The 12129-nt window shown below is 52.1% G+C and carries 10 protein-coding genes and 1 pseudogene; 1 reads left to right on the forward strand and 10 read right to left on the reverse strand.

Annotation, left to right across the window (positions count from 1 at the left end; genetic code table 11):
• Positions 1-132: 132 nt before the first annotated feature.
• The 9 genes and pseudogenes from JCM12308_RS16650 to JCM12308_RS16690 form a co-directional block, all read right to left on the reverse strand.
• The gene (locus JCM12308_RS16650; RefSeq protein ID WP_008548304.1) at positions 133-627 is read right to left on the reverse strand and encodes a universal stress protein; all 495 of its coding nucleotides are present in this window, start codon (positions 625-627) and stop codon (positions 133-135) included.
• A 93-nt stretch (positions 628-720) separates the two neighbouring features.
• Positions 721-2025 (reverse strand): ATP-dependent protease ATPase subunit HslU, encoded by a 1305-nt coding sequence (gene hslU, locus JCM12308_RS16655; RefSeq protein ID WP_008548289.1) that lies wholly within the window; start codon positions 2023-2025, stop codon positions 721-723.
• A 187-nt stretch (positions 2026-2212) separates the two neighbouring features.
• On the reverse strand, positions 2213-3097 hold the full coding sequence (locus JCM12308_RS16660) for a hypothetical protein (protein ID WP_208978656.1): 885 nt from the start codon (positions 3095-3097) through the stop codon (positions 2213-2215).
• A 138-nt stretch (positions 3098-3235) separates the two neighbouring features.
• Positions 3236-3784 carry an ATP-dependent protease subunit HslV gene (gene hslV / locus JCM12308_RS16665; protein WP_014283409.1) on the reverse strand — a complete coding sequence of 183 codons (549 nt, stop codon included), beginning with the start codon at positions 3782-3784 and terminating at the stop codon, positions 3236-3238.
• A 124-nt stretch (positions 3785-3908) separates the two neighbouring features.
• On the reverse strand, positions 3909-4442 hold the full coding sequence (locus JCM12308_RS16670) for an NADPH-dependent FMN reductase (RefSeq protein ID WP_208978657.1): 534 nt from the start codon (positions 4440-4442) through the stop codon (positions 3909-3911).
• Between the two features lie 214 nt (positions 4443-4656).
• Positions 4657-5262, reverse strand: a complete 606-nt coding sequence (locus JCM12308_RS16675; RefSeq protein WP_208608903.1) for a class I SAM-dependent methyltransferase — start codon at positions 5260-5262, stop codon at positions 4657-4659.
• Between the two features lie 66 nt (positions 5263-5328).
• Positions 5329-6455 (reverse strand): annotated as a pseudogene (gene dnaJ, locus JCM12308_RS16680) (molecular chaperone DnaJ).
• A 352-nt stretch (positions 6456-6807) separates the two neighbouring features.
• Entirely contained in the window at positions 6808-8778 is a 1971-nt protein-coding gene (gene dnaK, locus JCM12308_RS16685; protein WP_256377904.1) for a molecular chaperone DnaK, read from the reverse strand.
• A gap of 243 nt (positions 8779-9021) precedes the next feature.
• Positions 9022-10299 (reverse strand): FMN-binding glutamate synthase family protein, encoded by a 1278-nt coding sequence (locus JCM12308_RS16690; RefSeq protein WP_244271929.1) that lies wholly within the window; start codon positions 10297-10299, stop codon positions 9022-9024.
• 351 nt (positions 10300-10650) lie between these two features.
• Here JCM12308_RS16690 and JCM12308_RS16695 point away from each other — a divergent pair, with 351 nt between their 5' ends.
• Positions 10651-11271, forward strand: coding sequence for an alpha-ketoglutarate-dependent dioxygenase AlkB family protein (locus JCM12308_RS16695; RefSeq protein ID WP_054784505.1), 621 nt, complete (start codon positions 10651-10653; stop codon positions 11269-11271).
• An 8-nt stretch (positions 11272-11279) separates the two neighbouring features.
• On the opposite strand, the gene JCM12308_RS16700 is transcribed toward JCM12308_RS16695, so the two are convergent.
• Positions 11280-11942 (reverse strand): TetR/AcrR family transcriptional regulator, encoded by a 663-nt coding sequence (locus JCM12308_RS16700; protein WP_054784506.1) that lies wholly within the window; start codon positions 11940-11942, stop codon positions 11280-11282.
• Positions 11943-12129 lie beyond the last annotated feature (187 nt).

Consider the following 12129-nt stretch of genomic DNA (forward strand, 5'->3'; position numbering starts at 1 on the left):
TGAAGTGAACATAGGTTTTGGTTTCCGATTTTTATGCCTAAAGAGTATTCTTAAGCTAGTACGCAGCACAGTTTACACTACTTCACGCTTCAGCAATGACTGTTTTCAGTTCTATATGATAGGTAAACCTGATCAGGCAAGAGCATCCAGTGCATCATCGTCCAAATTACCTGGCACGATGGTTGTCGGGATCGGGAATGTACCTGCCGATTTACCCGCTATGGATGAAACAAGAGGGCCTGGCCCTTCCTTGCTGGTTCCTGCTGCCAAGACGAGAATCGCAATGTCTGCGTCTTCTTCAATCAGGGCGATAATCTCATCTGACTGATGGCCTTCGCGAACGACCAGCTCAGGTTCTGTTCTTGCCGCAGCTCTTACTCTTTCAGCAGCTTTTGCCAGAATTGTATCTGCATTATCACGCGCTTCCTGGCGCATGATGTCCTCAACCCCTAGCCAATGCTGGAAATTTCCCGGTGCAATAACATAGAGCAAGAGAACAATACCGCCGGTGCGGGCTGCACGCTTTGCGGCATAAACGATGGCTCGACCACATTCTGGCGTGTCATCGACAACGACCAGAAATTTGCGGTGGTGACCTTCTTCATTACTTTTGCGAATAGCTACCATGTCGGCATGCTGCCACTTGAGGTGGTATGCGGCAAGTATTTTTCCTTGCCACATTCCGCTAGGTTTTCTTTTTCCGACTGATTTTTGAGTCAGTTAGAGGATGAACTGAGACAAATCGACGTTCTTGGCCAGTTCGCTGACATTGGATTTCACATAGGCAGCATCAATAGTCACCTGTTCGCCAGACTTATCTGGTGCAGCGAAGGAAATCTCATCCAGAACACGCTCCATCACTGTCTGCAGACGGCGAGCACCGATGTTCTCGACAGTCGCGTTCAGGTCCACTGCGATGGTTGCGATTTCGTCGATCGCGTCATCGGTGAACTCAATGGTCACGCTTTCTGTGCCCATCAGAGCAACGTACTGCTTGATGAGGCTCGCTTCTGTGTCTGTCAGGATCTTGACGAAGTCTTCTTTCGTCAGTGCCTTCAGCTCAACGCGGATTGGCAGGCGGCCCTGAAGCTCTGGCAGCAAGTCAGATGGCTTGGACACATGGAATGCGCCGGATGCGATGAACAGAACGTGGTCTGTCTTCACCGGACCATGCTTTGTGGAGACAACGGTACCTTCGATCAGTGGCAGCAGGTCACGCTGAACACCTTCACGAGATACATCACCACCGTTGCGGCCATCTTTTGCGCAGATCTTGTCGATCTCGTCGAGGAACACGATACCGGAGTTCTCGACCAGTGCGATTGCTTCCTGAACGATCTTCTCTTCGTCGAGCAGCTTGTCGGACTCTTCCGCCAACAGCACTTTGTGGCTGTCTTTGACGTTGGTGCGTTTTGGCTTGGTCTGACCGCCAAATGCCTTGCCCAGCATGTCGGAGATGTTCATGACACCTACGCTGCTGCCTGGCATGCCAGGGATGTCAAAGCTTGGCATTTGTGGGTTAGCGCGGACTTCGATTTCGATTTCACGCTCATCCAGATCACCTTCACGCAGTTTCTTGCGGAATGTGTCGCGTGTGGCAGGGCTTGCATTGGCACCGACCAGCGCATCCAGAACACGCTCTTCCGCCAGAACATGCGCTTTTGCTTCCACGTCTTTGCGGCTCTGCTCGCGCACCAGTGCGATAGCTGATTCCACCAGATCGCGGATGATCTGTTCCACATCACGACCGACGTAGCCGACCTCGGTAAACTTGGTAGCTTCAACTTTTGTGAAAGGAGCATTCGCAAGTTTCGCCAGACGGCGGGAGATCTCAGTCTTACCAACGCCGGTTGGACCAATCATGAGAATGTTCTTTGGCTGAACTTCTTCGCGGAGCTCTTCATCCAGCTGCTGACGGCGCCATCTGTTGCGCAGCGCAATTGCTACAGCACGTTTCGCATCATGCTGGCCGATGATGTAGCGATCAAGTTCACTAACGATTTCCCGTGGAGAGAAATTTGTCATTTTCTTACTTTCTAGTTCCGGATAGGTGGCAGATATGTAGTGAGTGTGGTTCCTGCAAGAGGGCGCATGACGATCCGTCGCGCCACGTTCCAGCCCGAACCGAGCAGCAATACAAAACTCCCAAGCAATACAAGGGAGATAGCAGTCAACTGCGATGCTGAAAAGTCAGCAGACTCCAGCAAATAGGCTAATGCAAAGCGAGGTAACTCAGCGCTGCAACCAACATTGCACGGCGATCAATGACGAGGGCAACCGCGCCAAATGCCAGCACAACAGCGATGGAGACCACTGCGTAGGTTTCTGTCAGCTCCTCAAAATAAATGCCGCTCAAGATTGAGTGTACGATGAGTGGAGCTGCAAGCAGATGAAGCCAGAAGGCTTTGTCCGTATTAAGCGTTTCGCGCCGTGTGTCCTTGGTATCGAAATACATGGCACAGGCGAAAGCGAACAAGCCGCAGACCAGCGATACCCATGAGAGATAATCCAAGATTTGCGTATCGGTCACGTAGGTCAGGACACCAACGATCATGCCCATTATGCCGGCAACAATCACCGTTAGCGTGATCGGCACTTTGAAGCGCCAGTAGAATAGCGATGCACCGCCAAGAGCGAAGATTGAACTCAGGATGACCTGAATAGCCTCAGATTCATCGTTCAATACAGAGGGCGTGAACAGACCAAAGCCAACCAGAGCGATGGCGCCGCCGAAAATACCCGTCAGCAGAATGGAAGGCAGAGCGAGTTTTTTGATCTTGGTGAACCACTCAGCCAGCACCCATGAGATAATTGCACCAGCACCGGCAACAGCTGCTGTTGGGAGGCCGCCTTGTGTCAAAGGTTCGCCCAGGCCAATGCCATAGCCAGCGAAGACAATCAGAATTCCGAGGCTGATGAAGATGTCATGAAAGCCACGTGTGAAACGGACCTCTTCGGGATCGTGTGTGTTTTCCTGATCCTGCTGCTTCTGAATGTTAGCGGCTTGAAGAGATAAATAGGAGACGAGCTTATCAGCTTGATCTGCGCTGATAATTCCTGCGGAGACGGCTCCGGTAAGGGATGCTCTTGATATCATCAGATCCTCGTCAAATCCAAATGGGACGTAAAGACTTCAAGTATCCTCGGCTTAGCAATTTAAGCTGATCTAAAAGTGTCCTGAAAAACGGGCTGGAGATCCCAAATCTCTGACCTCCAGCTGGTTCTTTTACAGCGCTTACTCTTCGTCGAGTATTTCAACGGTGACGTTGCTGTTTGTATAAACGCAGATGTCTGCTGCGATTGTCATGGACTTACGGCAAATCTCTTCTGCGGTCAGATCCATATCAACCAGCGCACGCGCTGCGGACAGGGCGAAGTTTCCGCCGGAGCCGATGCCCATGACGCCGTTTTCTGGCTCAAGCACGTCACCGGTACCTGTCAGCACCAGAGAGTGCTTTTTGTCAGCAACCAGCATCATAGCTTCCAGACGGCGCAGGTAGCGGTCTGTCCGCCAATCCTTTGCCATTTCCACGCAAGCACGCATCAGCTGGTCCGGGTATTGTTCCAGCTTTGCTTCGAGGCGCTCAAACAGCGTGAAAGCATCGGCAGTGGCACCTGCAAAGCCTGCAATGACTTTGCCGCCAGCCAGTGGGCGGACCTTACGAGCAGTGCCCTTAATAACCGTTGATCCAAGAGATACCTGACCATCTCCAGCAATTACGACTTTGCCGCCTTTGCGCACGGTCAAGATGGTTGTGCCGTGCCACTGTTCAGGTTCACTCATTCATTTTTCTCCAGAGTTCAATTGGCAGCGGAGCAAACTCCCGCGCAACTCATTTTCAAATTTGTGTCTGCGGTATTATGTATGTAGTCCTTTGCGCATTGCCAATGCGACAAGCCAAAAAAACTCAGTTATCCTGTAGCTTTACGTGGCTCGCCTCGCTCACGAAGCGTTCAATAAGCTTATGCAATCGCTTGATCTGGTGGTCTTTTGTGAGGTCACCATTCTCATCAAAGGATTTGCCGGCAAAGTTTATTGAGATCATTTCGGGCAGAACCAAACACCCCAGAGAGACCTCCATGATCGTCCTGAGATGCATTAATCCGCGCAGTGAGCCATGCGCTCCGGGGGAAGCGCCGCCAACGGCATATACGGATGTATGAAAGAGTTGGAGCGGCTCTTCTTCCGGCAGCTGGATGCGGCTAATCCAGTCGAGGGTGTTTTTGAGCAGCGGGGTGATGGAGGAGTTGTACTCAGGGCTGGCGATGAAGATACCGTGATGGGTTTCGATCAGCTTTCTGAGTTTGAAGGCGTTCTCGGGGATACCCGTTTCATCTTCCAGATCACCGTCGTAGATTGGGAGAGGATAGTCGGCGAGGCTGATTGTGGTCACATCCGCGTTTGCGATTGTCAGATGCTTTGCCACCAATGCAGCCAACATCTTGTTGTAGGACTTTACGGGTTGAACCTGAAAACACCAGTATCTTTGGCTTCATAGGGCTATCCTCACGACAGGGCTCAGCACTCTCGCGCTTAAGAGTGGGAAGATCTCGGGTAAATCCGGCACGCAGAATACCCCATACTACCCAAGCGTAAGGTTTATGGAAGACATGTGTTTTTAGGTGTTTGTCCGCTTAGAGCAGTCTATCTGAAAATCAAAAGGGCTTGCGATAGATCCAGACCCGCGCAGGCGGGATATTCTTCACGATCCATCCGGTTTTCGACCAGCTGAACATCTTGGATTTCAGCGAAACCGGAGAGGCCAGAGAGTAGGAGAACTGAATGAACGGCGCTCCCGGCCTCATCAACGCAAAGGCATCACGGATGCACTTCAGGCGGAACTCCATAGGACGGGAGATCAACGGAAGGCTGGAGACAACAGCACAGAGCGAGTTGGGCTCAATGTGCCCAAGGCTCGGATGCATGTTGTAGGCGTCACCCTGTACAACATTCAGGCCTTCGAATTTTTCGCTGAGATGCTCGCAGAAGTCAGGGCTGTACTCCAGGCAGGTCAGGCGTTCTTTGGAAATACCAGCTTCCAGAATAGCTTTCGTTACCGGGCCTGTGCCAGGACCGAGCTCTAAAACCGGATTTTGAGATTGGACGGGAACGAACTCTGCCATTCTCTGAGCGAGAACGGGGCCGGAGGGAGCGACCGCTCCGGTCGTGAGTGGTGCTTCCACCCACGCCCGAAGAAACTTGGAAGGTTCACGAAATTTGTTCAAGGCGTTTTCAGCCCGGGACCGCGTTTCGTGAAACATTCAACTCTCCGTAGCAACAACAAAGGGTACTACTGAGATATTACTGCTTGATGGCCTTTTAAAGTCCTAAGCTTTGAAATTTTCCAAAAAATCTTTGGCCTTCGCGAAAAAGCCAGTAGATTCAGGATGGTTTTCACCAGAAGATTCACCTTCAAATTCTGAAAGAAGCTCTTTCTGCCTCTTCGTAAGGTTTGTTGGTGTCTCAACGGCAACCTGAATATACATGTCGCCCTTCTGGCTAGACCGCATTACTGGCATGCCTTTACCACGCAGACGGAACTGTTTGCCGGTCTGAGTGCTTTCAGGAACCTTCACGCGGGCTGTGTTGCCATCCAGTGCCGGAACTTCAAACTGACCACCCAGTGCAGCGGTTGTCATGGAAATCGGCACGCGGCAGAAGATGTCTGCGCCATCGCGCTGGAAGAACTCGTGTGGACGAATGGACAGGAAGATGTAGAGATCGCCAGCTGGCCCGCCGCGAGCACCTGCTTCACCTTCACCTGACAAGCGGATACGCGTGCCGTCCTCGATGCCTGATGGAATGTTGACAGAGAGCGTACGCTCTTTTGTTGTCCGGCCAGTACCGCCACAGCTGTCACATGGGTCAGTGATGATCTCACCACGACCCTGACAGGTTGGGCAGGTGCGCTCCATGGTGAAGAAGCCCTGAGCCGCTCTTACGCGTCCTGCACCGCCACAGGTTGGGCAGGTGGACGGACGGGTTCCGGATTTTGCACCAGAGCCGCTGCACGGTTCACATGTTACGGAAGTTGGAACCTCGATCTCGACGGATTTGCTTCGTAGGCTTCCTCAAGAGAGATTTCCAGATTGTAGCGCAGGTCAGCACCACGTTCACGACCGGAGCCGCGACGGCCACCGCCGCCACCGAAGAACTCATCAAAAATGTCTGCCATGGAAGAAGCAAAGTCGCCCGGACCTGCTCCACCGCCACCACCAAAGCCGCCGTTTTCAAAGGCTGCATGGCCAAATCGATCGTAGGCTGCGCGCTTTTGCGGGTCTTTCAGGGTTTCGTAAGCTTCGCTTACTTCCTTAAAGTTTGCTTCCGCCTCATCATCACCAGGATTGCGGTCCGGGTGGTATTTCATCGCAAGTTTGCGATAAGCGCTCTTAAGTGCCTTTTCGTCGACCTCCCGTGCTACCCCCAGCACCTCATAGTAGTCGCGTTTAGACATTATGAAATAAGCTCCAAAGACGTGATGTCTATCTGCGTTTTGAAGCCTCAGGAGAACGTCAGCTCAGTCTGAGGTAACTGGTGGCAGTCGAAGCCATTCTTGCCTTACAGCGAATTCACTCGCGGACTGCACTCTTCTTCAAAACAAAACTGTTTACTGTTCAGCTGGTCAATCTGGTGCAGCTTCAAGCACAGCGCACACATTCCCAGCACCCCATATGTAGGAAGCAGTTCCTTTGAATGCAATTGCACCCCAAAGGTTCTGTTTAACTCAAATCTTCCATACAGTCGGGAAATACTTCAATAAAGTTCACCTCGCAAGCCCGTTGGAGCTTGCGAGGTGAAAGTATTAGTTAGCTGGACTTTTTGTCGTCGTCGCGAACTTCTTCGAAGTCTGCATCAACAACATCGTCAACTGGCTTTGGCTCGCCATCGTCTTCAGCGCCTTCGCCAGCTTCTTCAGCTGCCTGAGCGTCTTTGTACATAGCTTCACCGAGTTTCATAGAAGCTTCTGCCAGAGCCTGAGTCTTCGCCTGAATGTCTTCGAGGTCTTCACCTTCGAGAGCCTGCTTCAGAGCTGCCAGAGCGCTTTCGATTGCAGACTTGTCTTCTTCAGAGACTTTATCGCCGTACTCTTTCAGAGACTTCTCGGTGGAGTGGTGCAGAGCTTCACCCTGGTTTTTCGCTTCAACCAGTTCCTTACGCTTCTTATCTTCTTCTGCGTGGGACTCAGCGTCTTTCACCATCTGCTCAATGTCGTTGTCGGACAAACCACCAGATGCCTGAATGCGGATCTGCTGTTCTTTACCGGTGCCCTTATCCTTAGCGGATACGTTCACGATACCGTTGGCGTCGATGTCGAAGGTAACTTCAACCTGTGGCACACCGCGTGGTGCTGGTGGGATACCAACCAGATCGAACTGACCGAGGATCTTGTTGTCCGCAGCCATTTCACGCTCGCCCTGGAAGACGCGGATGGTCACTGCAGTCTGATTGTCTTCAGCTGTAGAGAACACCTGGCCCTTCTTGGTTGGGATCGTGGTGTTGCGGTCGATCAGACGTGTGAACACGCCACCAAGGGTTTCGATGCCGAGGGACAGAGGCGTAACGTCGAGAAGCAGAACGTCTTTAACGTCGCCCTGCAGAACGCCAGCCTGAATTGCTGCACCCATTGCAACAACTTCGTCCGGGTTCACGCCTTTGTGCGGCTCTTTACCGAAGAACTGCTTAACAACTTCCTGAACCTTAGGCATACGGGTCATACCACCGACGAGAACGATTTCGTCGATTTCACCAGCTGCCAGACCTGCGTCTTTCAGAGCTGCTTTCATTGGGTTCACGGTACGCTGTACCAGATCGTCAACGAGCTGCTCAAACTTCGCACGGGTCAATTTCAGGGTAAGGTGCTTAGGACCGGTTGCGTCTGCTGTGATGAACGGCAGGTTGATTTCGGTCTGAGAAGAAGAAGACAGCTCGATCTTTGCTTTTTCAGCAGCTTCTTTCAAGCGCTGCAGAGCCAGCTTGTCGTTCTTTAGGTCAATGCCCTGTTCTTTTTTGAATTCGTCTGCGAGGTAATCAACCAGACGCATGTCGAAGTCTTCACCACCGAGGAAGGTGTCACCGTTGGTGGACTTCACTTCAAATACGCCGTCACCGATTTCCAGGATGGAAACGTCGAAGGTACCACCACCAAGGTCGTAAACTGCGATGGTCTTACCATCGTTTTTGTCCATGCCGTATGCAAGGGCAGCAGCAGTTGGCTCGTTGATGATACGCAGAACTTCAAGACCAGCGATCTTACCGGCATCTTTGGTTGCCTGGCGCTGAGCGTCGTTGAAGTATGCAGGAACGGTGATAACTGCCTGGGTGACGGTTTCACCAAGGAAGCTTTCAGCGGTTTCTTTCATCTTCTGCAGGATGAAAGCAGAAATCTGGGATGGGGAGAACTTCTCACCCTCAGCTTCAACCCATGCGTCGCCGTTGTCGGCTTTTACGATTTCGTATGGGACGAGCTTTTTATCTTTTGCAACAGTCGGATCGTCAAAACGACGACCGATGAGGCGCTTAACAGCAAACAGGGTGTCTGTTGGGTTGGTTACAGCCTGACGCTTCGCTGGCTGGCCTACAAGGCGCTCACCATCATCAGTAAAAGCAACCATAGAAGGGGTAGTACGCGCACCTTCTGCGTTTTCAATTACCTTGGCGTCTTTGCCGTCCATTACAGATACGCACGAATTTGTCGTGCCGAGGTCGATACCGATGACCTTTGCCATGTTTTTCACTCTCCTTTCGGCAGACCGCCCGAACCCCGAAGGCCTTCGGATAATGTCGGATCAGTTTCCAACCGGTCCCCAATACATTGCACTTGCGTGAGTTGTCGCAAACACGCAAGAAAACTTCAATTGGCTATATAAGAGGGGTCCCCTGCCCCTGCAAGGGACAGGACCCGATATATCGACACAAGACCTATCCGAAGCCTTTTTCTGAGTTAAGAAACCGAAATTTTCTTTGGAAAACCACCCAGAAACACCTCTATTGCATCCCGCTTTTCTGCGTTACCCCCATTTCTAAGAGGGTGTTTGTGGATAGAGCTCTTCCAGTGAGATTGAGTTCCCATTTTCCTGGACGATACGGACGTGCTCCCGTGAAAGCTGTCTTGCAGCATCTACGCCGCATGCATGAGCGATCATGTCCACTTCCATCCGCACGCTATGGCAATAGGCAGCCACGCGGTGGCTTTTCTCAGTTGGATCGAGACCAGCCTGCAGCGCTTCGTTGTGGGTGGTGATGCCGGTTGGGCATGTATTTTTGTTGCATCGCATGGCCTGAATGCAGCCCAATGAGAACAGGAAGCCACGCGCTGTTACCGTGAAATCTGCTCCCGCGCACAGAGCCAGGGCGACAGCTGAAGGGGTGATGCGTTTGCCAGATACAATGATGCGGATACGGTCCCGCAAATCATGCTTTCTCAAAACATGATCCACAATCGGTAGAGATTCGGAGATACGCAGGCCTACGTTGTCCATGAGCGGCATTGGTGCAGCACCGGTGCCGCCATCTGCGGAGTCGATGGTGATGAAATCAGGCGCGTGCTCAATGCCGCGGTGGTTGATTTCATGGCAAAGTTCTTCGATCCAATGCGCCGAGCCGATTACCGTTTTGAAGCCAACCGGTTTCTTCGCAATCGCACGGACCCGGCTGATAAAGTCGAGCAGTTCGCCAGTGTTGCTGATCTCAGGGTGGCGATTTGGAGAGTGAGAAGGTTGGCCAACTTTGATGCCCCGGATCTCTGCAATTTCAGGTGTCACTTTGCCGCCTGGAAGAAGACCTCCTTTGCCGGGCTTGGCCCCTTGCGCCAGCTTGATTTCGACCATCTTGACCTGTGCATGGTCCGTAATGGCTTTCAATTTGTCCTCATTGAGGGTGCAATCTTCATTTCGGCAGCCGTACTTCGCTGTGCCGATCTGGAAGACAATGTCTGCACCACCTTCAAGATGATATGGCGACAGACCACCTTCACCCGTGTTCATCCAACAATTTGCCATCTTGGCACCTCGGGAGAGAGCGAGGACGGCCGGGCGGGATATCGCGCCGAAGCTCATGCCAGAGATGTTGAAGTAACTGGGCGGGATATATGGGTTCTCGACGTAGGGACCGATCAGGCGAGGTTCCGGCTCATCGATTTCCTTTTCTAGCTTGGCGAAGGGAGCGTTGACGAAGAGTGCGGTGCCCGGGATGCTTAGGTTTTTGGTTGATCCGAAGGCCATGGTGTTGCCTTCTGCCTTTGAGGCGTGGTCCACCCAGTTTCGCTCTGCTCGGTTGAACGGCATTTCCTCACGGTCCATCGCGAAGAAGTATTGGCGGAAGAACTCGCCAGATAGGAAAAGAGCGCCCGGAAACGGCCAACAACGGGGAAATTGTGCCGTATTGCATCTTTATGCTGTCGTCGATCAACCACATATAAAACGACAACCGCAATGAGCGTGAGCAGAATGAGCAGAGAGACAAATGCTGCGAAAATGTTCAGCACAGCTGCGAGCAACGGAGGAAGAAGGTGCATTTGTGGTTCTCCTTAACCGGGAAACCACTATTTTGAGGAATATGGGTTAAATTCACTTTCGGCAAATCTCTCCAAGTTTTCCGTTTTTATAAGCGGACTTTTCAGCAGATTAGCCGGGATGAAATGAGGTGTTCTGATGCAGCTGAGCAATGACTTTCCTAAGGGGTTCAAATACCTACCGGGCTACTTCTCACTTGAGGAGCAGAAGGAGCTTGTTGAGACACTCAGATACCTCGTAAAAGAAGCGCCTTTGTTCACTCCAGTGATGCCACGCACTGGGAAGCCGTTTTCTGTTCGTATGACAAATCTGGGGGTCTTGGGCTGGGTATCTGATCGCAATGGCTATCGGTATCAACCTCAGCATCCAGAGAGCGGACAGCCCTGGCCGGAGATACCGGAAGTCTTGCAGAGCTTGTGGAAGCAGGTGGGTGAATGTGAGGCGGCGCCCGAGGCGTGCCTCGTTAATTACTACGCTGCAACCGCAAAAATGGGCATGCATCAGGACAGGGACGAAAAGACGTTTGAAGCGCCGGTTGTCTCTGTCAGTCTGGGAGACACAGCCGTGTTCCGTCTTGGCGGCGTAAAGCGTGGAGGGTCGACACAGTCGCTGAAACTGAGTTCAGGGGATGTGGTGGTTTTGGGTGGAGAAGCGCGGCTTTGCCATCACGGTATTGACCGCATACTGGGCGGGAGTTCGAGCCTGCTCAAAGACGGAGGCAGGTTGAACCTGACGCTCCGCCGTGTCTCCGTGTTCTAGTTGGCAGATCAGGCTTCTTCCAGTGCGCCTGCCATGAAGAAGGCTTTGATGCCGTTTGAGACGAAACGGATAGTGCCTTCCACGATTTCATCCTGATCCAGCTCTTCATCATAGGGGCCTTTTGAGGCGCCAGTGACGACATATAGCGCTTCAAGCGTGGCGCTGTGCATGAGCATCATGAGGAGCTGCGCACGAGGACCCGTCGGGATATCGCTCTCTGTGGCCTTAGCTAATGCCTTGGTGATACGCAGGATGATCTTGGGCGGTTCCCAAGAGTGCATGATCTTCTGGCCGGACTCAGGGTCTGAGAAGACTTGCCGGATAAGGACCACGAACGGGACCAACTTACCAGTATCGCGGGAAATGCCCTGAACGATCAGTGGCTCCATAAAGGCTCGGGTAATTTCCTCAACATCTGGCTGGCGACCGCCAACTTCCAGAGCATCGAGGCGCTGCATGCGCATGTCGTCAATTTCGCGAAGACGGCGCATGAAAACAGCTCTCACAAGGTCTTCTTTGCTGCCAAAATGGTAGTTTACCGCAGCAACATTTGCGTCTGCTTTTTCAGTGATCATTCTCACTGAAGTTTCCGCAAGACCATGTTCAGCGAGCAAGCGTTCAGCGGCATCAAGTAACCGTTCACGGGTCCCCAGTTCAGAACTGTCTGGCACAGCGGCACCTCCAGGAAGATAGTTTTACAAATGCTTTGAGAGCTCCCCTAAGACTCTGAGTAGTCCCTTAGAAATCTCAAATACTTCTTTCAAGCTATCTTGCTTTTAGCACGTTTTACTGGGTTACAACCCGCCTACAATTCATATCATCAATTGCAATGACTATATAAATCTTAGATAAAATTAT

The organism is Pseudovibrio denitrificans JCM 12308 (assembly GCF_001310815.1).
Taxonomy (GTDB): Bacteria; Pseudomonadota; Alphaproteobacteria; order Rhizobiales; family Stappiaceae; genus Pseudovibrio; species Pseudovibrio denitrificans.